Source organism: Streptomyces sp. S4.7, assembly GCF_010384365.1.
GTDB lineage: Bacteria > Actinomycetota > Actinomycetes > Streptomycetales > Streptomycetaceae > Streptomyces.
On sequence record NZ_CP048397.1, the window covers coordinates 7,142,135 to 7,167,106 of the forward strand.

Below are 24,972 nucleotides of genomic sequence, written 5' to 3' on the forward strand. Positions count from 1 at the left end.
TTCGCATTGCGCGCGACGCTCCGCCGAAGCCGCCGGGGTGGCGAGGTGACCGTACCGGTGGGGGTGCCGCTGCCGGGTGGCACTGTCGGGACGGTGGCGCGGACGGTCCCGCCGAGCCCGCCGGTGCCGGTGCGGGTAACCGAGCCCTAAGGGTTGCCGACACCGGAGCGACCGGTGGGACGGTGGCCCAGAACGTCACCGTGTCCGCGCCGTGTGTCGGTGGTCAGATGCCGGGCCGGTAGCGCATCGGGTGGTCCCGGGGCACTTCGACGATGCAGATCATCACACCGTCCGGGTCGGCGGTCCACATCTCGATCAGTCCCCAGGGCTCCTCTTCGGGCGGACGCGCGATGTCGACGCCCCGCGATACGAACTGCTCGTACGTCGCCCGCGCGTCCCCGACCTGCAGCCAGAGTTGGAGCCCGGGGGAGGGCGGGGTGTCGGAGCGGCCCGAGACCTCGAGGAAGCCGCCGCCGAGGAAATAGACGGTGCCGCGCTCGGGCCCGGTGCCGAACTCCCGGTAGACCGACAGGCGAAGCCTCTCGCCGTAGAAGACCCGTGAGCGCTCCGGATCGGTGGGCCGGAGCAGAATCCTGCTGCTCAGTACATGCACCACGCGGTCGCACCCCTTCCGGAGATGACTGGATCCAAGAGAAGGCGCGCCGCGCGGTCTTGATGCCGCGGGGCAGGCGTCGACAGCGTGCCTAACGCTCCGCGGCGGCCCGGGTCACTGTCGGGCAGGCGATGCCCACCACCGACTGACCCGGCGTCAGACCCTGATGAACCTGATCAGAACCTGACGGCACATCAGGCCGCGTCCAGCTCCGCCACCTCGGCGGCGGTGAGTTCGAGATCGGCGGCAGCGGCCGAGTCGGTGACGGTCTCCGGACGGCTGGAGCCCGGAATCGGCACCACCGTGGGCGACTTCGCCAGCAGCCAGGCCAGGCAGACACGCTGTGGGCTCACTCCGTGCGTGTCGGCGACGCTCTTGAACGGGGAGTGCGTGGAGCCGAGTCCACCGGCGTTCTTGATGCCGCCGAACGGACTCCACGGCAGGAACGCGATCCCCAGCTCCTTGCACAGCTCCAGCTCCGGTTCGCTGGAACGGAACGCCGGTGAGAACTGATTCTGTACGGAGGCGAGCCGGCCGCCGAGAAGGTCGTAGGCCAGGCGGATCTGCTCCGGATTCGCGTTGGAGATACCGGCCCGCTGGATCTTGCCCTCGTCGAGCAGGTCCCGCAGGGCGCCGACGGACTCCTCGTACGGCACCGCCGGGTCCGGGCGGTGGAACTGGTACAGCCCGATCGCCTCCACCCCGAGCCGGCCGAGCGACTCCTCACAGGCGCGCCTGAGGTGCTCCGGGGAGCCGTCCACCGTCCAGGAGCCGTCCCCCGGCCGCCGATGGCCGCCCTTGGTGGCGACCAGGACCTCGGAGCCCAGGCTGTGCGAGGCCAGCGCCTTCGCGATCAGGGACTCGTTGTGGCCCACCTCGTCGGCGTGCACGTGGTAGGCGTCCGCCGTGTCGATCAGCGTCACCCCGGCGTCCAGCGCCGCGTGGACGGTGGCCAGGGAACGGGCCTCGTCGGGCCGCCCCTCGATCGACATCGGCATACCGCCGAGGCCGATCGCGCCGACCTCGGCGGTACCAATACGGCGAGTCTTCATGGTGTGTGGTTCTCCCTGCCGTTGTCACGCGCTGCCGGGTCCCCGGCAGGCTCCTCAGGTCGGGCTCCTGCCCGGCGGAGCGTTCCGTACCCGTCGTCGGGCGTACCGGTCCCCGACCCCCGACGGGAAGGGTTTGTTCCATTACCACCGAGCCGGCCGGCGGCGCCACCACCGCCGCAGCAGGAACGGCAGGTCCTACGACCGGCACCGAACCACCTCGGGGCCTGCCGTACGCGAAGTGCCGGTCAGGACCCGCGACATGGCGCCCGACGGCTTCCGTCGGGCGCTCGCCGCTCCTCCGTGCGGGTGCCGTTCTCAACGGCATTGCCCGCCACAGGTGTTGGCGGACCGCCGCAGCCTCAGGCAGCTCGTGCCGATCCTCCCGGGACCTGGAGCTCCGGCTCCGCCCGCAGCCCGGCTACGTCCACACCGCTCTCGGTCAGCACACGCTCGATCTCCGCCGCGGACCCGGCGTCCGTCCCGGTCTCGTCCAACAGCGCCGCCAGCAGGTGGGTCGTGCCGACCGTGGGCGAGTCCTGGGCGGACGCGGTGAGCTGCGTGACGTGCAGGAGACGCCGGTCGAAGTCGGCGGTGCCGTCGACCTCCGGAGGCGCCTCCTCCGCGACCCCGGTGGAGGGAAGCAGCACCCGGGCGACCGCATCCTGTCGCGCACCGTATTGGCGCAGGAGCTCCGCTCCCCGGTTCGCTCCCGTCAAATGGCCGGGGAGCTCACGCCCGGCGACAGCCAACGACCGGTCCAGCGCCAGGATACCCAGCAGCACATCGACGGGTTCCATCTCCGACGCCCCGCGACGCACCGCCCCTCGTCGTGACTCCGACCTCACCACACCCACGACCGCGGACCCGAACCCCGTGCCGCCCCCGAAGGCCCAGGCGGTGAACTTCCGGGTCAGCGGGTTACCGCTCTTCCCGAACGTCCCCGCCTTGCGCAGCACCAGCACCGTACCGGCCTCCGGCGCTTCGTCGCTGCCCCGCAACGCGTCGAGCGCGGTCGCGGCAGCCGGGACGTCCAACTTCTGCACCACCATGGCCTCACGGGCGCGCGTATCAGGCAACTCGACCAGTGCGCACGCCACATGGCGGACGCGCACCGAAACGGTGCCCTCCTGACGTGCGGTCTCCAGCGCCTTGCGCAGGCAGGACCTCAACGCACCGGTCATCGGCGGGAGTTCAATGCCCTCCCGCTCCTCCTCCTTTTTCTTCCGGTTCTTCCAGCGCAGCCTCTTGACCTCCTCCTGCCGGACCTCCCGCCACAAGGCGTCGATCTCCAGCTCGTCGTCAGGGGCTCCCGCCACGCCGTCACCCGCGTCGTCACTGACCCACACGGATGTCCCCCGGCTCCCGATCGAACCCGCGAGCGAGCCCGAGGCCCTCATTCCGGGGGCGATCGCGGAACCCGCGGCCGAGTCACCGGACACGAGCGCGTTCAGCAGGCTCTCCGTACCGACGTCCGCGCGTTCCTCCTTGGCCACCTTGCTCATCGTCTCCAGCAGCAGCTGGACGACGTCCCGCTCGAACTCCGTGGTCGCGCCGGCGTTTCGGTCGGACGTTCGCTGATCCATCGGGCTTACCTCTCTTTGTGGTGGTACTGCTGAGAAGGACGCAAGCCGGCGCTCTGTGCCTCCGCTTCCGCCGACCGATCTTGCTTCGGTGACCCGACCCGACCCGACCCGACCCGACCCGACCCGACCTGCCCGGTGCCGGCGTGGCGTCCGAGCCCGGCGGACCCACGCCTGCTCGCCTCATCAGGGGATCGCAGGGCTGCCGGTCGGGAAAATCGGTCGACAGACAAGTCGGTGGAGCACTGTGATGGCTTCGACCGCCCGCCGCACGGAGCGGGCCCACCGCAGGAGTTCCTCTTGGCGACCGGGAGAACCGCGGACCCCCGCCCCGCGATCGATGCCGTCCTGGCCAGGCGCCTGGTCGACACGCAGTTCCCGCAGTGGGCCGGGCTGCCTCTCAAGTCGCTCGACCCGGCGGGCTCGGACCATGTGATCTACCGGCTCGGCGAGGACCTGTCCGTCCGGCTGCCCCGCCATGCGGGAGCCATCGGGCAGGCCATGAAGGAATCCGAGTGGCTTCCCAGACTCGCCCCGCACCTGCCACTGGCCGTCCCGGTACCGGTGGCGGTGGGTGAGCCCGGCTTCGGCTATCCGTGGCCGTGGGCGGTTTCCCGCTGGCTGGACGGCGAGGTGGCGACTGCCGAGGCCCTCGCCGACTCGTCCCGCGCCGCCGTCCAACTGGCGCGATTCCTCAGGGCACTTCAGGAATTCGCGCACGAGGACTTCCCGGCCGGGGCCGCTCGTCGGCTGACGCCGGCTCACGTCGGCCTTCGTCGCCACACATCGGCCACGGGGAGCGGCCAGCCGTGCGCCAACTCCCCTACTCGGATGCGGCGTTGGGGTGGGGCGTACGTGAAAGTCGTGAGAGTTCGTACGAGATTCCCGGGATTCGGTCACGGGCGCGGAAACCTGGAGAGCTCACTCGGCGCTTTCCAACAGGCCGGGCGCCGACCCATGCGATGGGAGACCGATCAACGATGTTCACTCTGGTACGGAGCAGAGTGCGGACGGCCGCGCTCGCGCTCTCGGCCGTCGCGGCCCTCGCCTTCGGCACGACCACCACGACCACCACGACCACCACGACCGGCGCGACAGCGGCCCCCGCTCCCGCTCCTGCTCCCGCGAAACAGGGCCCGACCTCGGTGGCGTACGTCGAGGTGAACAACAACAGCATGCTCAACGTCGGCAAGTACACCCTCGCCGGCGGCGCCGACAACGTCTTCGACGTCGCCGTGATCTTCGCGGCGAACATCAACTACGACACGGGCACGAGGGCGGCGTATCTGCACTTCAACGAGAACGTGCAGCGTGTTCTCGACAACGCCGCCACGCAGATACGGCCGTTGCAGCAGAAGGGCATCAAGGTCGTCCTCTCGGTGCTCGGCAACCACCAGGGCGCGGGCTTCGCCAACTTCCCGACCCAGCAGGCGGCTTCGGCGTTCGCCAAAGAGCTGTCGGACACCGTGGCCCAGTACGGCCTCGACGGCATCGACTTCGACGACGAGTACGCCGAGTACGGCAAGAACGGCACCGGCCAGCCCAACGACAGCTCGTTCGTGCACCTGGTGACGGCGCTGCGCGCGAACATGCCGGACAAGATCATCAGCCTCTACAACATCGGCCCGGCCGCGTCGCGGCTCTCCTACGGCGGCGTCGACCTCTCGTCCAAGTTCGACTACGCCTGGAACCCGTACTACGGCTCCTGGCAGGTCCCCGGCATCGCACTGCCCAAGTCGAACCTGTCGCCGGCGGCCGTCGAGATCGGCCGGACGTCCCAGAGCACGGTCGCCGACCTGGCCCGGCGGACCGTCAGCGAGGGGTACGGCGTCTATTTGACGTACAACCTCGACGGCTCCGATCGCAGCGCCGATGTCTCCGCGTTCACCAGGCAGCTGTACGGCAGTGACGCCGTCTACACACCGTAGGGCGCGACCGGACGCCCCGGCTCGCGTGGGGCCGTGACCGTGCGAACCGCGCCCCCGACAACGATATCAGGGGCGCGGTCGGTGCCGGACGTCCGATGCCGGGGCGGTCAACGGGCGTGGCAGTCAACAGGCACGGCGGTCAGGGGCGCGGCGTGCCGACGGTGCTCACTCGAAGAACTTGAGGCCGAACCCGACGTTGGTGTTGGCGCCGGGGACGTTGGCCCTGCGGTATGTGGTGTTGCCCCACCAGACGGCCGTGCCGCTGTACCAGTAGCGGTTGGCCCATGAGTACGGCGTGCCCTTGGCGACCGCGTGGAACATGGTCGGGAACCGGTTGCCGGAAGGCGGGCCGGCGGCGGCGTCGCCGCGCGGCAGGACGAACGTGTGGTGGCCGGGGCCGTCGACGTTCAGCGTGGGGTCCCAGCCCGCCATCATGGTCGAGGCGTGCGAGCCGAACAGGCAGCCGTTGCTCTTGTACCAGTCCCACACGTACGTCGGATCGCCCCCCGCTCTCAGCCGAAGGTCGGCGATGCAGTACTGGTTGCTCCAGCTGCCGTTCGCCGAGTACACGACGTGCAGTTGTCCGCCGGGGTCGACGATCGGCTGTGGTGCCTCGTTGATGTACGGGTTGCCCACGACCCGTTCCCACGGCTCGCGCGGCTGCGATACGACGTAACGGCCGCCCGTCGTCGTGGTGGGGCTGTTCATCCGGGCGATGTACAGGTTCTGCTCGATGTTGGTGTCACCGGCCCAGCCCGACCATACGAACCAGCGCTGGCCGCCGAAGGTGAACGGCACCCCGTCGATGGCCCATTTGTCGTCGGGCAGGGCGACCTTGGTGGCGGCGGAGTAGCCGGTGTCCGGGCTGGCCGAGCTGATGTGGTAGGTCCGGTGGGCCGCGCCGGTGCCGGCGGCGAAGTAGATGCGGTACTGACCGTCGTGGTGCACGATCTCGGGGGCCCAGACCTCGCCGAGGCTGGCGGTGTCCCGCCACACCTGGTGCTTGGGCGCGGTGGCGACGCCCTCCATGGTGGACGCCGAGCGCACCGCGATGCCGCCGTCCACGGACTTGGCGGAGACGTAGAGGTCGCCGACCTTGATGACGCTGGGGTCGGCGCCGCCGACGAGCGGGCGGCCGAGCGTGGACGGCTGGTCGTCCGTCACCGCGGTGACGGCTTCGGCGGTGGTCACTTGCCCGAAGGCGAATGTGCCCACGAGTCCGAGGGAGACGATGTTGGCGAGCCATCGGGTGGGGGACAGGGGCATCAGGTTCCTACTGATCATGTCCACGACAGAGAGCGCTCTCACCTGCTGACCATCAGGTGAGCGGCCGTCAAGAGGGTGAGCGGTCCCGCCCCTCCGCCGACAGCCGTGCGATGAGCTGTTTTGCGACAGCTCTCCGTCGTCCGTCCTCAACGGCTGCTGAGCCGGCGGTTCACTCCGGCCGCTTCTTGTCGGCGTCGGCGTCGGCGACGGCCTCGGTCCCGTTCTCGTCCGCGGCGCGCGGTGCGCCTCCCGTCTGCGTGGCGTTGCCGCAGAGCGTGGAGGCGGCGCACAGGTCCGCTCTCGGCCGGATCGGAACACCGTTGGAGCGCAGCACCTTCCGGACGTCGAGGATCAGCGGGAAGACCTCCTGGTTCCAGTCCGAGCCCTGTTCGTCCCAGGCCCGCTGCTCCGACTCCACCGCCCTCCGGTCCTCCGCGAAAACCCGCTCGGTGAAGCGCCGGATCAATGGCCAGGCGAGCCGGAGCGCGCCGGGGACGGACGGCTTCCGGATCATGAGCAGACCGTAGACGTGATTGGTGCGCTGCTCGGCGTCCTCCGGTACGTACGCCACCCACAGCGAGAACGCGGGGAGTTCGGCCTTCTCGGGGAGTGCCTGAAGGGTCTGGTACGGATACTCCGTACGGATGGTGATGACGTCCGGCGACTCGCCGCCGCCGATGCCTTCGGCGGAGAGCAGACCCGCACCGCGGTCCTTCTTTCCGCCGGCGGGAGTGAACAGGTACCGGGCTTCCACGGAGTGCGGACCGGTGTCGTAGCCGAGCAGTTCCGGGCGGATCCGGCCGATGACGCCCCGGTGGAGGAACTGGTGGTTCATGTCGAGCAGGTTCTCGTGCATGAACGAGTAGTGGCACTGCACCGTGCGCGAGAACGTCATCGTCCTGTGCTCGGACGAGGCGAAGGCGGGCAGGTCGGGAAGTGGTGTCTCGGCGGCCTTCTCCGGGTCACCGGGGAACACGAAGACCAGTCCGTACGCCTCGCGGACCGGGTAGGCGCGCACGCCCCGCGGCGGCCGGTCCACCCCCTTGGGGAGATACGGGATCTGCGAGATACGGCCGTTGCCCCGGTAAGCCCAGGCGTGGTAGCAGCACCGCAGGGACTCACCTTCCACGACACCCATGCTCAGCGGTACCTGACGGTGAGCACACCGGTCCTCCAGGGCGTAGACCGCGCCGCTCCCACCCCGGTACAGCGCGATCCGCTCACCCGCGAAGGTGGCGGCGAAGGTGCTGTTCTTCCGTACGCTCCCGGACACGGAGACCGGATACCAGAAGTCGGGATTGATTCCGGTACGGCGGAGGTCGGCCACGGCGGGGGCGGGGGAGGGAGCGACGTGCCGCTCGTTCGCGATTCGGGGGCCGCCGGTCCCGTCCTGTGCGGACTGCGTCTCGGTCATGCGATTCTCCCTCGCCCGCGGCTCGTTCCAGTGATGGGCCCAGCTCCGGTCCGGACCGCGACACGATCGCGGACAACGCGGGACCGGCGATCTCGGGCAGCCTGTCCCATACAACGGGCGTCCGGTGGGAACAGCACCTTTTACGCATCCGGTGGAGCGACATCGGCGAGCGGGAACGGCCCGCCACGAGGATTCGCGGGCGGGCCGGCAGGGCCCGGGGACGTCCCGAACACCGCGTCCGCACCGGACGGCGCGAGCGCGCGGACACGCTCCACCAGCCCCGGCCCGTACGTCGCGGGCGGTCCCGAGGCGGCCCACCACCGCCCGCCGTCCGGCTGCCGACGCGCGTGACACACCGGGACCGGGGCCTCGTGGAACCGGGATCCCGCGACGGCGCCCCTTGGGACGCTCCGCCGGGCGACCCGGCAACAGGCGTTCGCAGTGGCGGGCGGGGTCACTCCTGCGGGGTGAGCAGGACGATCGGGATCTCGCGGTCCGTCTTCTGCGCGTACTCGTCGTACAGCGGGAAGATGCCCGCCATCCGGAGCCAGAGGGACTCACGTTCGGCCGGGGACGCGACCCGGGCGCGAGCGGTGAACCGCCGGCCGCCGACCTGCACTCCGACGCTCGGGTCCGACCGGAGGTTCTTGAACCACGCCGGATCCTCGTCGGCGCCGCCCTTGGAGGCGACAACGACGAAGTCGTCGCCCGCGGTGCCGTAGAGCAGGCACGTACGGCGCGCGATGCCGCTCCGGCGGCCGGTCGTGGCGAGGATGAGCGTGTAGACGCCGTTCGACTCGTGTCCCTCGGTGCCACCGGAGGCCAGATACGTACGAGTCTGCTCCGCGACCCAGTCCCACTGGGAGTCGGTGGCGTGGTCGAGGTCATCGGCGACAGCCATGACGGGCGGTCCTTTCTTTCAACGGTCTTCCAAGGGAATTCCGGGATGGGTACGTGCTGATGGGCGATCGGTCTCAGTCGAGCTTCTCGACGAGTCCGATGACGACGCCCTCGGGGCCGCGGACGTAGCAGTACCGGTAGAAGTTCGCGTACTGCGCGACCTCGCCCACGAGTTCGGCGCCGTGGGCGCGCAGGCGGTGCAGGACGTCGTCGACGTCGTCGACGGCGAACGTGATGCGGGGGATGCCCGGGGTGTTCACCGGCGCCCTCGGCGCCACGCCGGTCGCCGCCGGCGCGTGGAACGTCGACAGTTCGACCCGGCTGTGGCCGTCCGGGGTACGCACGAAGGCGAGGTCCGCCCGGACTCCGTCCAGCCCGACCAACTGGTCCACCCACTCACCCTCGACCGCTGCCTCGCCCTCCAGTTCCAGGCCCAGTTCGACGAAGAACGCGACGGCGGCCGCGAGACCCTCCACCACGAAGCCGACGTGATCCATCCGGTAGATCGTCATTTCCTCCTGTGCCAGGCGGCCCGTCGTGGCCGCTCGTGCTCCTGGGACGGAGTCGGCGCGATGTTCTCGACACAACAGTGTCTGTGACGGCCGTCACAGGGTTGCCGGGCACGGCGAGGTGCGGGCATCCGACGGAAGCAGGAGGTCGGTCTCCGATGCCACGGACCCCGGCTTCGGTGGCCGGGGTCCCGTGGCGGTGGTCCGAATCGGAGGTTCTTCGCGACTCCCTAGCGACGGCCGAGGGCCCGGTCGACGGCCTTGATCAGGTCGCCTTCGGGGGTGTCACCGTCCAGGGACCAGAACATCGCGCCGCCGAGTCCCTTGGCGCGGACGTACGCCGACTTGGTGCGCAGCACCTGGGGGTCGTCGTACGTCCACAGCGTCTTGCCGTCGAAGAGCCAGGCGTGGCCGTTCCTGAGGTCGCGGTGCACGGTGTACGTCCCGGAGTCCGCGAGCTTCTTCAGTGCCTCGTAGTCCTCGTTGCCGTTCGCCCAGGTGCCCGGGGCGGGGCCGGTCGCGGGCCGGCCCATGCCGGTGCCGCCGCCCGAGACGCCCGTCCAGCCCTGGCCGTAGAAGGGCATGCCGACCACGAGCTTGCGCGCCGGCGCGCCGCGCCGCAGCCAGTCGTTGACCGTCTGGTTGACGCTGAAGTCGTCGGACTTGGCGAAGAGCGCGGACTGCTGGGCGGTCGTGGGCTCCCAGGTGCCGTGGAAGTCGTATCCCTGGAGGTTCACGAAGTCGAAGTCCCGCATGATCTTGGAGACTTCGTAGCCCGCGTCGATCTTGGCCGGGGCCGTGGGGACGAAAGCGGTCAGCTCGTAGCGCTTACGCTTCTCCTGGCCCTTCCGGGACTTCGCGTGCGCGTCGAGCTGCCGGCGGAACTCCCGTACGAGCGCCGTGAAGTTCTCCTTGTCCTCGGGGCGGAACACGGTGCCGACGTCGCCGGCCGAACCGGGCCACTCCCAGTCGAGGTCGATCCCGTCGAAGAGACCCGCGGCGGCTCCCGCGCCGCCGCGAGTGCCGTCGACGGGCAGATTGCCCTTGATGTAGAGGTCGATGCAGGAGGAGACCAGCGCGCGGCGGGAGGCGGGAGTGAGGGCCGCGTCCGAGAAGTGCTTCGACCAGCTCCAACCACCCAGCGAGATGAGGACCTTGAGACCGCGATGCTTCGCCTTCAGCTCACGCAGTTGATTGAAGTTGCCGGCGAGGCGCTGGTCGTCGGTGTCGGCCAGGCCGTCGACGGAGCCGGCCGCGTCGAGCGGGCGCGCGTAGTCGGCCCAGGCGTCCGACTCTCCCGGGGTGTTGCCGGTGAAGCACTTCCCTTCGGCGCTCACGTTCCCGAAGGCGTAGTTGATGTGGGTCAGCCTGGCTGCCGCCCCACTCGTGTCCATGTCCTTGACCTGGTAGTTCCGCCCGTAGACACCCCATTGGGCGAAGTAGCCGACCCGCTTGTACGAGTTTTTCGAGGGGTGGGAGTTGTTCGAGCCATGCGTGTCGCCCTGCGAGGTGGGTTCGGCGCCCGCGGAGGGGGCGAGAGTGGCCACGAGGCCGAGGGAGAGGGCGGCGATGGCCAGCCGGGAAAGGTTCTTTCGAGGCATGAGGCTCGTTTCCTGTGCGCGTGCCGGAAGGGAGCGGTGCGCACAGGAACGTATTGGTCTGGACCATTAACGTCAAGATGTATGGCAGTTCTACCGCAGGTAAGTGTGCGTACGGAGTCAAAGTGCTATTCCTGGTGGGACTTTGCCCGATGTCCGGACGATCGCGCCGCGCCGTCGTAGGCGGAGGCGACCCGCATCGCGAGGTGGCCGCCCCCGTCGTGGCCGACGAGGTCGACCGGTCCGTCGGCGGAGCCGCGGACTGATCCTCGCCGTCGACGGACACCCGGCGGACCGGCAGCCCGCCGCGATCGCGTCGGCCCGGCATCCTCCGGTTCGGCCTCACGACCCATCCGTCCCAGTAGGCGGGCGGCCCGGAAATCCAAGCGCGGCACGCCCGGGTGCGCCGGCCTCCGCGGTGCCGGAATGACGCTCCGCGAAACACCCTTGTTACTCGTGCGTAATGCACGCCGTGTCGGTGACATCGGCGACTATGGGCCGCCCTCACCACCGTGGCAACGTTGGCGCTGTCGCCGACGAGGGAGGGTGTGTGAACAAGGGTTACGCCGTGTTCTGCGACGCGGACCGGCAATTCTACGACTCGCCGCACCACCTTTCCCCGACCGCCGAACCGACCGGAACCGAAGAGCCGACCGGAACCGATGACGCGACCCGAACCGCCGAATCGGCGGGCGCCTCCGAATCAAGGGGCATCTCCGAATCCGCGGGCCGTTCCCCGGCCCGGACCGGCGAGTGGTACGAAGCCGCCCGGCGCCCGGTGCCCGAAGGATGGCAGCGTCATCACAGTGGTGACTGGCTGGCATTCCGTCCGGTCGAGCACGAACTCCCCGCCCAGGGCTGGAAGATTCATGTCTCCGCCTGCCTGGACAACGCCGAGTCGATTCTCGACCGGACGATGTCCCACTGCGTCGACCGCCGTATCGCTTTCAAATTCGTGCCGAGCAGATATCTGCTGCACACGCGGAACGCCAAATACGCGGACCGCGGCGCCAGCGGGAAATTCATCACCATCTACCCGGTGGACGACGAGCAGTTCGGGCGCATAGCCGGCGAACTCGACGCACTGCTGGCCGGTGAGCCCGGCCCGTACATCCTCAGCGACCTCCGGTGGAACGCCGGCCCCGTCCACGTCCGCTACGGCAGCTTCACGCGCCGGGACTGCTACGCGGACGGCATGCTGCGGCCGGCGATCGAGAACGCCGAGGGCAGGCTCGTACCCGATCCGCGCGGCCCCGTCTTCCGGACACCCGACTGGATCACCCCGCCCGACGTGCTGCGCCCCCATCTCGAAGCGCGCGCCGCCACGACCGTCGCGGCGTCGCCGTACGTCGTCGAACAGGCGCTGCACTTCTCCAACGGCGGTGGTGTGTACGTCGGTCGCGACAGCAGGACCGGCGCGAAGGTGGTGCTCAAGGAGGCCAGGCCGCACGCCGGTCTGGCGGCCGATGGCGCCGACGCGGTGACCCGGCTCGCCCGGGAGCGGTACGCGCTGGAACAGCTGTCGGGGCTCGCCTGCACCCCGGAGGTCCTCGACACGTTCGAACTCGGCGGCCACCACTTCCTGGTGCTGGACTTCGTCGAGGGCAGACCCCTCAACACCTTCTTCGCCCGCAGGCATCCGCTGATCGACGCGGACCCCGGCGCGGAGCGGCTCGCCGAATACACCGAATGGGCACTGCGCCTGTACGGGCTGGTGGAACGGGCCGTCGAGGCGGTGCACGCACGCGGGATCGTCTTCAACGACCTGCACCTGTTCAACATCATGGTCTCCGAGGACGAGTCCTCCGTCGTACTGCTGGACTTCGAGGCCGCGGCGCCCGCAGCCGACAACGGGCGCCAGACCGTCGCCAATCCGGCGTTCGTCGCCCCCGCCGGCCGACGCGGCCTCGACGTCGACCGCTACGCCCTCGCCTGTCTGCGCCTCGCCCTCTTCATACCGCTGACCAGCCTCTTCGCCATCGACCGGGGCAAGGCCGCGCACCTGGCGGACGTGGTGGCACGGGAGTTCCCCGTCGACCGTGGCTTCCTGGACGCGGCGGTGGCGGAGATCGTGCGCGAGCCGGGCCGGGACACGGCCACCGGTACGGCTGAGGCGGACACCGGTACGGATACGACGTCCGGGTCCGGCGCAACGGTGCCCCGGACCCCGGCACCCGCCACGTCCGGCCCCTATCTGCCGGCCGAGCCCGCCGACTGGCCGCACAGCCGCGACTCCATGGTCCGCGCGATCCTGGCCTCCGCGACCCCCGAACGTGACGACCGCTACTTCCCCGGCGACATCGCCCAGTTCGCCACCACCGGCGGAGGTCTCTCCTTCGGATACGGCGCGGCCGGAGTCCTCTACGCACTCGCCGAGAGCGGCGCCGACCCCTGCCCGCGGGCCGAGGAGTGGCTGCTGGAGCGCACCAAGCAACCCGAGTCGGGCACCCCGCTGGGCTTCTACGACGGCCTCGCGGGCCTCAGTTGGACCCTGCACCGGCTCGGTCACCCCCACCGTGCCCTGGAACTCGCCGAGTTGACGATCCGTCAGCCATGGGACGAGCTGCCCGCCGACCTGCACGGCGGCGCCGCCGGCCTCGGACTCGCACTTGACGCTCTCGGCGCGGCGACCGGCGAGAGCGCACTGGCCGACGCGGCCATGCGCTGCGCACAACTCGCCGCCCGCGCCATGGACACGGCCCCCGAAGGGACGGCCGACGGAAAGCGCCGGGCCGGACTGCTCCACGGCGGCGCGGGCACGGCCCTCCTCTTCATCCGCCTGTACGAACGCACCGGCGACACCGCCCTGCTCGACCTCGCGGCACAGGCGCTCCACAGCGACCTGGACCGGTGCGTACAGAGCGCGGGCGGCACCCTCCAGGTGGACGAGGGCTGGCGCACCATGCCCTACCTGGGCGCGGGCAGCGTCGGCATCGGCATGGTCCTCGACGACTATCTCGTCCACCGCGCCGACGAGCGATTCGCACGTGCGCGCGGCGACATCGTGCGGGCGGCCCAGGCGACCTTCTACGCGCAGCCCGGACTCTTCCGCGGCGCGGCCGGCATGGTGCTCCACCTCAGCCGTACGTCGGTCACGGGCCCCGGCACCGAACCGGCCGACATCGCACGGCAGATGGGCACGCTCGCCTGGCACGCGCTGCCCTACCGGGGGCATCTCGCCTTCCCCGGAGAGCAGATGATGCGGCTCTCCATGGACCTCGCGACCGGCACCGCCGGTTGTCTGCTGGCAGTCGCCGCCGCCCACGCGGACGGACCCGCGCGACTGCCGTTCCTCCCGCCGCTGAAGAAGCGGCCCATGAACCGGCTCCTCCTGGAGTCGTGACCAGCACACCGTCCCCATAAAAGAGAGGCACTGTCATGAACCTTCTTGACCTGCAGTCGATGGAGACCCCCAAGGAAGAGGCCACGGGCGACGTCGCCACCGGCAGCCGGGCGAGCCTGCTGCTCTGCGGTGACAGCAGCCTGAGCATCACCACCTGTAACTGACACCTCTGGTCGTCGGCAGGCCGATGACCCGGTGCGGCGCCGGACGGGCTTTGAGCCCGTCCGGCGCTCACGGGCGTCGGTCCCTACGCTTACGTCCTGCCGACCGCCCGAACCGAGAGGACCCCTTCTTGAAGACGCCGCCCGTCCCGGAGGACCGTGAAGCGACAGCCGCCGGTCTCCTGCTGGGCGCCGCGCGTCACAGCGCGGGCCGGACCACGGCGGTCTTCCTCTGCTCCGCGGCCTCCGCCGCCGCGTCCCTCGCGCTGCCGGCCGTCCTCGGCCGCACACTCGACCTCCTGCTCCGGCGCAGCCCGGACGCCGACCCCTGGCTGCTCGCCTGCGCCGCCCTGATCGTCGCCGAGGTGCTGCTGGACGCGGCTGTGGCCCTGCTCGGCGGTACGGCAGGCGCGCGCTCCGCCGCCTGGCTCCGTACCCGGGGCGTGGGCCGTCTGCTCGCCGCGTGGCCCGGCCACGCCTCCCGCTTCCCGCCCGGCGACGTGGCTGTCCGGCTCACGGCGAACGCCACCGAGGCGTCCACCGCGCCCGTCTCCGCCGCGACGCTCGGGGCATCGCTGCTCGCGCCCGTGGGAGCGCTCGTCGCGCTGTTCCTGATCGACCCGTGGACCGCGCTCACGTTCCTCGCGGGGCTCCCGCTGCTGGTGCTCGTCCTGCGGGCTTTCGCCCGCGGCTCCTCCGACAGCGTCGCGAGCTACCAGCACGTGCAGGCCGACATCGCCACACGTCTGGTCGAGGCGCTGGCCGGGGCCCGTACCATCGCCGCCGCAGGCACCGAGGCACGCGACCGCGACCGCATCCTCGCCCCGCTGCCCGAACTGGCCGCGCAGGGCAGCCGGATGTGGCGGATCCACGGCGCCGCCGTCGCGCGCAGCGGTGTACTCATGCCGCTGCTCACCGTCGCGGTCCTGGCGGTCGGTGGCATCAGGCTCGCGTCCGGCGACATGAGCGTGGGCGAGCTGCTGGCCGCCAGCCGGTACGCGGCGCTCGCCGCCGGCGTCGGTACGGCCGCCGGACTGCTCGGCTCCCTGATCCGCAGCCGTTCGGCGGCGCGCCGGGCGGCCGAACTGATGGCGCTGCCCGCGATGACGTACGGAGCCCGGACCCTGCCGCCCGAGGCGCGCGGAACGCTGGAACTGCGCGGAGTGAGCGTGAAGCACCAGGACAGGACCGTCCTCGCCGGGGTGGATCTGACGATTCCCGGCGGCACGTCCGTGGCGGTGGTGGGCCGCTCGGGGGCGGGCAAGTCCACGCTGGCGGCGGTCGCCGGGCGGCTCACGGAGCCGGACGGGGGGACCGTCCTGCTGGACGGCGTTCCGCTCGGCGCCCTCCGGCAGGACGAACTGCGCCGCGAGGTCGGCCATGCCTTCGAACGCCCCGTCCTCTTCGGCGCCACGCTCGGCGAGGCACTGGCAGGCGGCTCGCCGATGCCCGGGGAACGTGTCCGTGCGGCGGCTCGCGCGGCGAGCGCGGACGCGTTAGTACGGCTCCTGCCGCAGGGGTACGCGACCGCGCCGCATGCCGCGCCGCTCTCCGGGGGAGAGCTTCAACGCCTTGGCCTGGCAAGGGCGTTCGCGCGAGCCGGACGGCTGCTGGTGCTCGACGACGCGACGTCCAGCCTGGACACCGTGACGGAGCATCAGGTGGAGCGCGCCCTGGCACGTGACGTCCGGCACGGCACCCGGCTGATCGTCGCCCACCGCCTCTCCTCGGCGGCCCGCTGCGACCTGGTGGTGTGGCTGGAGGAGGGCCGGGTACGGGCGACCGGTACGCATGAGGCACTGTGGCGCTCCGAGGAGTACCGCGCCCTGTTCGCTCCTCCGGAAGCCACGGAGCCCGCTGCTCCGGATCTCGCGCCGGCGGCGGCGTCGCCCACGGACCCGTACCCGCACGCCGCCGTTCCCGGTCCCACCGCGGCCGAACGGGCCGACCGGTGAGCGCCGCCGCGAAATCGCCGGCCGGTGCCGAGCCGCCGGCCGCCGAAGTGTCCTCCGGCAGGGGCGCGCTGCGCCGGAACCTGCCGCCCGCGCGGCGCTTCCTGGCGGGCAGGAAGCGGGCCCTCGTACGGCTCGGCGGGTGGTCGCTGCTGGAGTCCGCGCAGACGTTCCTCGGCGGGTACTGCCTCGCCCAGGCCCTCGACCGCGGCTTCCTCGCCGGACAGACCGGGACGGGGCTGCTCTGGCTCGCCGTCGCCGCAGCCTCGATCCTCGGCGCAGGACCTCCGATGCGCGGCGTCTTCGCCCAACTCGCCGAGCTGACCGAGCCGTTGCGGGACGCGCTCGTACGGCGCGCGGTCCGGCAGGCGCTGCGCCGGGCGGTCACCGATCCGGCCCGCACCGACGACCGCTCGGACACCGGCGCGGTCTCACGGCTCACCCATCAGACCGAGATCGTCCGTGACAGCTTCGCCGGACTCGTCCTCACCGTAAGGGCGTTCGTCTTCAACGCCGTCGGCGCGCTGATCGGCCTGCTGGCCCTCGCTCCCGAACTGCTCCTCGTCGTCCTGCCCCCGCTGGTCCTGGGGATCGCCCTCTTCCTCGCCACGCTGCTCCCGATGGCCTCGGCCCAGCGCGACTTCCTGGACGCGGACGAGGCCGTGGCCGAAGGCGTGGGCGCGGTGTCGGCCGGCCATCGCGACCTCGTGGCCTGCGGAGCGCAGGCGGACGCGGCGCAGCGTACGGGGCGGCTGATCGACGTCGCGGAGAGGACGTCGAGGGTGCTGGCGCGCTGGGCCGCGCTGCGCACCGTGGCGCTCGGTGTCGCGGGTCAACTGCCCGTACTGCTCCTGCTCGTCACCACTCCGTGGCTGCTGCGGCAGGGGGTGACGACCGGCGCGCTGGCCGGGGCGCTCACCTACCTTCTCCAGGCGCTGCTTCCCGCGCTGCACAGCATGATGACCGCGCTCGGAGCGGCGGGGACGAGACTGCTGGTCGTGGTCGACCGGTTCCAGGACGCCACCGCCGCCCCCTTGCCCACGAAGGCCCCGGCCCCGGACCCGGCCGGCGCCGGCCGCCGGCGCCCGTCCCGCGGTCGGCGCCCCTCGCGCACCGTGCCGGCGGTCGAGGTGCGCGACGTCACCCACGCCTACGGCCCGGACTCGACTCCCGTGCTCGAACGCCTCGATCTCACCGTCCGGCGCGGAGAGCACATCGCCGTCGTCGGTCCGAGCGGCATCGGCAAGTCAACGCTCGCGGGTGTCGTCTCCGGGCTCGTCGCCCCCGACGAAGGTACGGTCCTGCTCGGCGGGGAACCGGTGACCGGCAGGACCGCTCGGGACCTCGCGGACCGGCGCGTCCTTATCCCGCAGCAGGCGTATGTCTTCACCGGCAGCGTCCGCGACAACCTCCTGCACCTGCGGCCGGACGCCACGAGTGGCGAACTGGCCCACGCGATAAGGACGTTGGGCGCCGAACCACTTGTCCACCGGCTCGGCGGCCCGGACGCCGCACTCGCCCCCCGGGGCCTGTCCCACGGTGAGCGCCAACTCCTGGCGCTGTGCCGCGCGTACCTCTCCGCCGCGCCCCTCGTCCTGCTCGACGAGGCCACCTGTCATCTGGACCCGCCCGCTGAGGCTCGCGTCGAACGCGCCTTCGCCGAGCGGGCCTCCGCCGACGGGGCCCGCGCTCGTGACGGCGCCCTGATCGTCGTGGCCCACCGGCTGTCTTCCGCGCGCCGGGCGGACCGGGTGCTCGTACTGGACGGCACGACGCCGCGGTTCGGCACACACGAGGAACTGCTGACGAGCTCGGCGCTCTACCGGGATCTCTTCGGCCACTGGCAGCACACGCCGTCGCCGCCCGTCGGCCGCTGACCGGCCGAGGGCGGGAGCCCCGTCGCCGCTACAGCCATCCCGCGTCCTGCGAGATGCGCACGGCGTCGATGCGATTGCGCGCGCCGACCTTGCGTATCGCGGAGGCCAGGTAGTTGCGTATCGTCCCGCTCGACAGATGCAGCGAGGCCGCGATGTCGCCGATCGGCGAGCCCTCCGCCGCGAGCGCCAGTACGCTCAACTCCCTCGGCGTCAGGGGCAGTTTGGTGGCCTGGAGGAAATCACAGGCCAGCGAGTCGTCGACATACCTCTCACCGCGCGCCACCCGGTGAATTGCCTCGATCAACCGGCTCGGGTCGCCGTCCCTGTTGACATACCCGAGCGCCCCCGCCTCGAATGCTCTCATCAGAGCTCCTGGCTTTCTTTCCGACGTGAGCACCAATAACGCTCCCATACCGCCCTGCCCGTTGCCGGATCCGGGCATTCCCGTGCGCGCCGGGTCATCGAGACAGTCGATATCGGTCACCCATACATGCGGCGATGAACAGAGCGCCTCCTGATGGGTCGGGCGCTTGAGGGACGCCGAAACATGGAGCGTCTCCTCGCAGCGCAACAGCGCGACAAGAGCTGAACGGAACAGTCCGACCCTGTGTACGACTTGAACATGGATCATGCATGTCCCCCTGTAGGTGGTGGGTCGCCGGTCGGCATCACATCCACTGCCCGTCATGCGCCGACGGGAACTCCTTGCCGACCGGAAGCTGAGGCACTTTTCAGATTGCCGTGAGCCCCCGGCATGCGCGTGTGCTCCCCAGTACGCCCCCCAGTTTTTATCCGGTCCCCGTCCCCCTCGGAAAAGCTGTCACATCGACCCGGCAGAGGGAAAGCGAAAGATACTTCCGGTCAATCGGCGATTGAATCTAGTCGAAATCGGCGAGGTGGCCAATCTTCGTCGGTCAACTGCATATGCCCGCAGCAACCGGACCGGAAGGCGCTCCGTGAGATGCCGGAACCCATGGTCCTCGTACGGCCTTCCGTGGTGGTCCGGCGGCGGCTCCGCCGAACGCCTGGGACAGTGAGAGACATGCGGCCGAGCGCGCCGGGACCTGGCGGTCGGCCCACTCGGGGCCGTTGACCAGGGCTGGAGGGCCGATGGCCGTACGACATCGATTGATCGAGCGGCCCGTGGCGGACGTCTGGGCGGTGCTCGCGGACGGTTCGCGCTACGGCGACTGGGTGGTCGGTACATCTGACTCTCGCCCCCAGGAGGGGGCGTGGCCGGAGGTCGGCTCCGGCATCACGTACACGATCCGGCTGGGGCGATGCGCGGTGTCGGGCAGCACGGTTGTCCGGCGGTGCGAGGAGCCCGGTGTGCTGGAGCTGGAGGCCGACAGCGGCCGGCTCGGCACCGCGCGGATCGCCGTGGAGGTCCGCCCGTGGGGGGAGAACGCCCTGGTGATCATCGACGAGCACCCGCTGCGCGGACCGGGCGGCCTGCTCCACAACACGGCCGTGGACGCCCTGATCCAGCTCCGTCACCGCACCATGCTCGCCCGATTGGCGGACGTGGTGGAGAACGCGCCGTCACCCGCGCGCGCAGCCGCCTGAACGGCCCGGCGAGAACGCCAGGAGGCAGTGATGCCGGACACAGTGATCATCGGCGAGGGACCCGACACTCTCGTCGCCGGGTCGCGGAGTGGCGAGGTGAGTCGATGCCCGGTCTGATCGGTACGTACGGTCGGGGCGGCCGTGTGGTGCTTCCGCGCGGGGTCTACGGGCCGCAGGGGGACACGCTGCTGCTGCGGGAGGCTCTGGACCGGGAGTCGGTCGGCGGCGGGGCGACGGTCCTGGATGTCGGTACGGGGTCCGGGTTTCTCGCTCTCGCCGCCGCGCGGCGGGGGGCGCGGGTGACGGCCGTGGACCGTACGCGCCGTGCCGTGCTCGCTACCCGTGTGAACGCGGCGCTGGCCGGGCTGCGGGTCGAGGCGGTCCGGGGTGACCTCCTCGGGCCCGCCGTCGGCAGGCGGTTCCATCTCATCCTCAGCAATCCGCCCTACGTGCCCGCGCCGGACGCCCTGGTGCCCCCGCGGGGCCCGGCGCGGGCGTGGGACGCGGGGCACGACGGACGTCTGGTCCTCGACCGGCTGTGCGACGGGGCGGCGGGCCTGCTCCACCCCGGCGGGGCACTGCTCCTCGTGCACTCGGCGCTGTGCGGGGTGACCGCGACCCTGGAGCGGCTGGAGCGCGCGGGTCTGCCGGGTGAGGTGACCGACCGCCGCCGCGTGCCCTTCGGCCCCGTACTGGCCTCGCGCAGGCGGTGGCTGCTGGACCGCGGCCTGATCGCGCCCGGCGACGAGAAGGAGGAGCTGGTGATCATCCGTGCCGAACGCGCCGGGTGACGGGCCCCGCCGCGTCCGCCGCGTCCGCCGCGTCCGCCGTGTCCGCCACGGGTCCGGGGGCACGCCGCGCTCCTGAGGGCGAACGTTTGCGCGGACGCGTACGGGTACTCGGGAGGCATGGACGACACGGAATCCCCGGCCCTCGTCCCCTGCGAGGTCCCGAATTGACGGCGGTCCAGTGGCTCCGGCGGGCCCGTGACGGGGCGGGCGACGAGCGGCGGTCCCTGCTGCTGACCGCCAAGAGTGTCCTGGCGGCGACCGTGGCGTGGGTGATCGCCCACGACCTGCTTGACGCGACGTCGCCGGCGTTCGCCCCGTTCTCCGCCGTCCTGCTCATGCACGTGACCATCTACCGGTCACTGGCACAGGCGCTGCGTTACGTGGGGGCCGTCACCGCGGGCGTACTGGTGCAGGCCGGGCTCGTGTATCTCGCCGGTCCCGACGTGTTCACCTTCGTCCTGGTGGCTCTGATCGCCCTGTTCATCGGGCGGTGGCCCGCGCTCGGCCCGCAGGGCAACCAGGTCGCCACGGCGGCGTTCTTCGCCTTCGCCACCTACACCGCCGCGGGCGACGAACGCGACACCGCCCTCCAGCTCGGACAGATCATCCTGCTGGTGCTCATCGGCGCCGTCGTGGCCGTCGTCGTCAACGGCACGATCGCGCCGCCCCTGCGCTACCGCGGCGCCGAGTACGGCATCCACCTGCTCGCGGACGCCATGAGCGACCTCCTCGAAGACATCGGGCCCGCGCTCGGCGAGGGACGGGCCGACCGGGAGCACACGGCGCGATGGCGCTCGCGCGCCGAAGGGATCGGCGCCAGCATCGACCAGGCCCGGACGGATCTGCGGACCGCCGAGGAGAGTCTGCTGTACAACCCGCTGCGGCTGTTCGGCAGCCCCCGCACCAGAAGGCACACCCGCGCCACCTTCCACGGGTACGCCGCCGTGCTGTCGGCGCTGGAGCGCGCCCTGTACCAACTGGGCTCCCTGACACGGAGTCTGGACCAGTGGCGCAAGGAGGAGCACGAGTACCACTACGGCCCCTTCCTGACACGTTACGGCGCCTTCCTCGACGCGCTCGCGGAGATCACCCGGCTCCTCGGGAGTCTCGACGAGGACGCACTGGACGGCCAGGGGCGGCAGTTGTACCGGCTCGTCGGCCGGGCGCGTCGCCGCCGGTACGAGATGACGGAGGAGGCCGAACACCGGTCCCTCCCACTGATGGACCCATCGCGCCCCTACGGGGTGCTGGTGGTCGAGGCGACGCGCCTGATGGAGGAGCTGGAGCACACCACGGACGTCCTGGGGGAGTACCGGGAGCGCGTGGAGCGCTGAACGTACCGGGTGGATTTCCGGTGCACCGTACGACCAGACGGACGGCACGGTGCCCGACTCCGGCGCGTTACAGGAGGCGCGACGGACGCGGCGGGGAATTCTCGTCGCTGACCGTCGGCCGCGGCGACATCGCCCGGTTGAGAGTGCCCGGACCGGGTACCCGGTCGCGTGGTGTACGACCCGGTGTACCGCGCCCCTGGTCCGTCGCGGAGAGGCAGGACAGCCAATGAGCGTCATCGAAGGCGCTGTCGATGTCGATGTCCCCATCCGTATGGCCTACAACCAGTGGACCCAGTTCGAGTGCTTTCCCCAGTTCATGCGGGGAGTACGCCGGGTGGAGCGCTCACGCTCCTCCATGACGCACTGGGTGACCAGATTCGGCGGCGTGACCCGCGAGTTCGACGCGGAGATCACCGAGCAGCGTCCCGACGACCGCGTGGTCTGGCGCACGGTCGGCACATCACGCCTGACCGGTTCCGTGCGCTTCCGGTCGCTGGGCGACACCCGCTGCCGGGTCGATTTCCGTATCGAGTTCACTCCGCGCGGCGCCGCCGAGCGGGCCGGGGACGCCCTGGGCGTGATCCGCAGACAGGTGCACGCGGACCTCCGGCGCTTCAAGGAGTACATCGAGGCCCAGGGCCGGGAGACCGGGCAGTGGCGGGGAACCATCAGCGACGGCCATGTCAGACCGGACGCCGACCGTCCGCCGCCGCAGATGCCGGACTGGCCGACCGGCTGAGACATCCCGTACGACAGTGAAGTGGCCGAGCGGAAGGTTGGGGCGTTGAGAAAATCATCGAACGGTGACCCGGGCGGCGAACGGGCGAAGATCACTCCGCCGAAGACATGGGCCGCCGGGGTCCCGGCGGTCGCCCACGCCGTCCGGTACTCCCTCGGGGAGACCTCGGCACGGCGTACGGCACTGAACCTGCTCGACATCAACCAGACCGGGGGCTTCGACTGCCCCGGCTGCGCCTGGCCCGACCCCGCGCCGGGGCAGCGCCACAGGAACGAGTACTGCGAGAACGGCGCCAAGCACGCGAACGACGACGCCACGACGCGACGCGTGACCCCCGAGTTCTTCCGGCGGCACCCGGTCTCCGAGCTGGCGGGCGCCTCGGACCGGTGGCTGAACCAGCAGGGCCGGCTCACCCGGCCCATGGTGAAGCGGCCGGGCGCGGACCACTACGAGCCGATCAGCTGGCACGACGCCCTGGGCCTGATCGCCGACGAGCTGCGGTCCATGGACTCGCCGGACGAGGCGATCTTCTACACATCCGGCCGGGCCGGCAACGAGCCCGCCTTCGTCCTCCAGCTCTTCGCCCGTGCCCTGGGGACCAACAACCTGCCGGACTGTTCCAACATGTGCCACGAGTCCAGCGGGGCGGCGCTGCACGAGACACTGGGCGTCGGCAAGGGCGACGTGAGCCTGCTGGACATCCACCACGCCGATCTGGTGCTGACGGTGGGCCAGAACCCGGGCAGCAACCACCCCCGGATGCTCTCCGCGCTGGAGGAGACCAAGCGCGGGGGCGGGCAGATCGTCGCCGTCAATCCGCTGCCCGAAGCGGGCCTCATGCGCTTCAAGAACCCGCAGAAACCGCGCGGGGTGGTCGGCCGGGGCATCAACATCGCCGATCAGTTCCTCCAGATCCGGCTCGGCGGCGACCTCGCCCTCTTCCAGGCTCTGAACCTGCTCCTGCTGGAGGCCGAGGACGCCGCGCCGGGTACGGTCCTGAACAGGGACTTCATCGACCGGCACACCACCGGGTTCGAGGAGTTCGCCGCGCACATCCGTGCCACCGTCTCCTGGCCGGACGTCCTGGCGGCCACCGGCCTGACGCGGAGCCGGATCGAGGAGCTGCGGGACCGGGTCCTGGCCAGCGAGCGGATCATCGTCTGCTGGGCGATGGGACTCACCCAGCACAAGCACGGGGTGCCCACCATCCGCGAGCTGGTGAACTTCCAGCTCCTGCGCGGGAACATCGGCCGGCCCGGCGCGGGTGTGTGCCCCGTACGCGGGCACAGCAACGTCCAGGGCGACCGGACCATGGGCATCTGGGAGCAGATGCCCCAGACGTTCCTGGACGCGCTGGGACGGGAGTTCTCCTTCACCCCGCCCGCCCACCACGGGCTGGACACCGTGGGCTCCATCCGCGCCATGCTGGAGGGCCGGGCCAAGGTCTTCCTGGGCCTCGCGGGCAACTTCGTACGGGCCGCCCCGGACAGCGACCTCACCGAGACGGCGATGCGCAAGTGCCGTCTCACCGCGCACATCTCCACCAAGCTGAACCGCTCCCACACCGTCTGCGGCGACACCGCGCTGATCCTGCCGACCCTCGGGCGCAGCGAGAGGGACTGCCAGAGCGGCGAGGAGCAGTTCATCACCGTCGAGGACTCCATGAGCCAGGTGCACGCCTCGTCCGGGCGACTGCAACCGGCGTCCAGCCATCTGCTCAGCGAGGTCGCGATCCTCAGCAGGCTGGCCCGCCGGACACTCGGCGACAAGGTGCCCGTGCCCTGGGAGGACTTCGAGGCGGACTACGGCAACATCCGGGACCGCATCGCGCGGGTCGTGCCCGGCTTCGACAACTTCAACACCAGGGTGCGCAAGCCGGGCGGCTTCGACCTGCCGAACCCGGTGAACGAGGGCGTCTTCCCCACCCCCAGCGGCAGAGCGCTGTTCACCCGCAACGAATTCCAGGCACTGAGCGCCCCTCAAGGCCATCTGCTGCTCCAGACGCTGCGCTCGCACGACCAGTGGAACACCGTGCCCTACACCACCGACGACCGGTACCGGGGCATCCAGGGATCCCGCCGGATCGTCCTCGTCCACCCCGCGGATCTGAGCGCCCTCGGATTCGAGGACGGCGCCCGGGTGGACGTGGTCGGCGTCTGGCAGGACGGCACCGAACGCCGCGCCGAGGACTTCCGGCTCGTCTCCTACCCCACGACCCCCGGCTGCGCCGCCGCCTACTACCCGGAGGCCAACGTCCTCGTACCGCTGGACAGCGTGGCCGAGACCAGCAACACCCCGACCTCCAAAGGCATCGTCGTCCGGCTGGAACCACGGGGCTGACACCCGACC

Annotated in this window: 19 protein-coding genes and 1 pseudogene; 11 read left to right on the forward strand and 9 right to left on the reverse strand. The window is 70.9% G+C overall.

Translation table 11 applies throughout. The features are described from left to right. Positions 1-223: 223 nt before the first annotated feature. The 3 genes from SSPS47_RS31400 to SSPS47_RS31410 form a co-directional block, all read right to left on the reverse strand. Positions 224-616: a VOC family protein gene (locus SSPS47_RS31400; RefSeq protein ID WP_164253859.1), complete on the reverse strand. Its 393-nt coding sequence runs from the start codon at positions 614-616 to the stop codon at positions 224-226. 191 nt (positions 617-807) lie between these two features. Continuing rightward, entirely contained in the window at positions 808-1,665 is an 858-nt protein-coding gene (locus SSPS47_RS31405) for an aldo/keto reductase (RefSeq protein WP_164253860.1), read from the reverse strand. Positions 1,666-2,024: 359 nt separating this feature from the next. Next, the gene (locus SSPS47_RS31410; protein ID WP_164253861.1) at positions 2,025-3,248 is read right to left on the reverse strand and encodes a Clp protease N-terminal domain-containing protein; all 1,224 of its coding nucleotides are present in this window, start codon (positions 3,246-3,248) and stop codon (positions 2,025-2,027) included. 297 nt (positions 3,249-3,545) lie between these two features. On the opposite strand from SSPS47_RS31410, the pseudogene SSPS47_RS31415 reads away from it, so the two are divergent. Continuing rightward, positions 3,546-3,992, forward strand: a pseudogene (locus tag SSPS47_RS31415) (phosphotransferase); the annotation flags it as partial. Between the two features lie 233 nt (positions 3,993-4,225). Then, entirely contained in the window at positions 4,226-5,173 is a 948-nt protein-coding gene (locus tag SSPS47_RS31420) for an endo-beta-N-acetylglucosaminidase H (RefSeq protein WP_164253862.1), read from the forward strand. Between the two features lie 165 nt (positions 5,174-5,338). Here SSPS47_RS31420 and SSPS47_RS31425 read toward each other — a convergent pair whose 3' ends face one another. From SSPS47_RS31425 to SSPS47_RS31445, 5 genes are all read right to left on the reverse strand, one after another. Further along, positions 5,339-6,433: a glycoside hydrolase family 43 protein gene (locus SSPS47_RS31425; RefSeq protein ID WP_239065363.1), complete on the reverse strand. Its 1,095-nt coding sequence runs from the start codon at positions 6,431-6,433 to the stop codon at positions 5,339-5,341. A gap of 175 nt (positions 6,434-6,608) precedes the next feature. Then, complete coding sequence (locus SSPS47_RS31430; RefSeq protein WP_164253863.1) at positions 6,609-7,853, reverse strand: aromatic ring-hydroxylating dioxygenase subunit alpha; 1,245 nt, start codon at positions 7,851-7,853, stop codon at positions 6,609-6,611. 454 nt (positions 7,854-8,307) lie between these two features. Further along, positions 8,308-8,754 carry a nitroreductase family deazaflavin-dependent oxidoreductase gene (locus SSPS47_RS31435; RefSeq protein WP_164253864.1) on the reverse strand — a complete coding sequence of 149 codons (447 nt, stop codon included), beginning with the start codon at positions 8,752-8,754 and terminating at the stop codon, positions 8,308-8,310. A gap of 73 nt (positions 8,755-8,827) precedes the next feature. After that, positions 8,828-9,265, reverse strand: coding sequence for a VOC family protein (locus SSPS47_RS31440; protein ID WP_164253865.1), 438 nt, complete (start codon positions 9,263-9,265; stop codon positions 8,828-8,830). 227 nt (positions 9,266-9,492) lie between these two features. Further along, positions 9,493-10,863, reverse strand: a complete 1,371-nt coding sequence (locus SSPS47_RS31445; protein WP_164253866.1) for a glycoside hydrolase family 18 protein — start codon at positions 10,861-10,863, stop codon at positions 9,493-9,495. 547 nt (positions 10,864-11,410) lie between these two features. On the opposite strand from SSPS47_RS31445, the gene lanKC reads away from it, so the two are divergent. From lanKC to SSPS47_RS31465, 4 genes are read left to right on the forward strand one after another with little or no spacing between them, the layout of a single operon-like run. Continuing rightward, complete coding sequence (gene lanKC, locus SSPS47_RS31450) at positions 11,411-14,203, forward strand: class III lanthionine synthetase LanKC (RefSeq protein ID WP_239065136.1); 2,793 nt, start codon at positions 11,411-11,413, stop codon at positions 14,201-14,203. 35 nt (positions 14,204-14,238) lie between these two features. Further along, positions 14,239-14,367 (forward strand): SapB/AmfS family lanthipeptide, encoded by a 129-nt coding sequence (locus SSPS47_RS31455; protein WP_023536623.1) that lies wholly within the window; start codon positions 14,239-14,241, stop codon positions 14,365-14,367. A 23-nt stretch (positions 14,368-14,390) separates the two neighbouring features. Continuing rightward, positions 14,391-16,319 (forward strand): ABC transporter ATP-binding protein, encoded by a 1,929-nt coding sequence (locus SSPS47_RS31460; protein ID WP_164253867.1) that lies wholly within the window; start codon positions 14,391-14,393, stop codon positions 16,317-16,319. Continuing rightward, positions 16,316-18,193, forward strand: a complete 1,878-nt coding sequence (locus tag SSPS47_RS31465) for an ABC transporter ATP-binding protein (RefSeq protein ID WP_239065138.1) — start codon at positions 16,316-16,318, stop codon at positions 18,191-18,193. The genes SSPS47_RS31460 and SSPS47_RS31465 overlap by 4 nt, the downstream gene beginning before the upstream one ends. Positions 18,194-18,221: 28 nt before the next feature. Here SSPS47_RS31465 and SSPS47_RS36325 read toward each other — a convergent pair whose 3' ends face one another. Further along, positions 18,222-18,557, reverse strand: coding sequence for a response regulator transcription factor (locus SSPS47_RS36325; RefSeq protein WP_329037847.1), 336 nt, complete (start codon positions 18,555-18,557; stop codon positions 18,222-18,224). A gap of 746 nt (positions 18,558-19,303) precedes the next feature. Here SSPS47_RS36325 and SSPS47_RS31475 point away from each other — a divergent pair. The 5 genes from SSPS47_RS31475 to SSPS47_RS31495 all read left to right on the forward strand — a co-directional run bounded on the left by SSPS47_RS31475 (position 19,304) and on the right by SSPS47_RS31495 (position 24,963). After that, positions 19,304-19,759, forward strand: a complete 456-nt coding sequence (locus SSPS47_RS31475; RefSeq protein ID WP_164253869.1) for an SRPBCC family protein — start codon at positions 19,304-19,306, stop codon at positions 19,757-19,759. A 104-nt stretch (positions 19,760-19,863) separates the two neighbouring features. Then, complete coding sequence (locus SSPS47_RS31480; RefSeq protein WP_164253870.1) at positions 19,864-20,550, forward strand: HemK2/MTQ2 family protein methyltransferase; 687 nt, start codon at positions 19,864-19,866, stop codon at positions 20,548-20,550. Positions 20,551-20,714: 164 nt separating this feature from the next. After that, positions 20,715-21,884, forward strand: coding sequence for an aromatic acid exporter family protein (locus SSPS47_RS31485; RefSeq protein WP_239065139.1), 1,170 nt, complete (start codon positions 20,715-20,717; stop codon positions 21,882-21,884). Positions 21,885-22,110: 226 nt separating this feature from the next. Further along, positions 22,111-22,623 (forward strand): SRPBCC family protein, encoded by a 513-nt coding sequence (locus tag SSPS47_RS31490; protein WP_164253871.1) that lies wholly within the window; start codon positions 22,111-22,113, stop codon positions 22,621-22,623. A gap of 45 nt (positions 22,624-22,668) precedes the next feature. Then, positions 22,669-24,963: an FdhF/YdeP family oxidoreductase gene (locus tag SSPS47_RS31495; protein WP_164253872.1), complete on the forward strand. Its 2,295-nt coding sequence runs from the start codon at positions 22,669-22,671 to the stop codon at positions 24,961-24,963. Positions 24,964-24,972 lie beyond the last annotated feature (9 nt).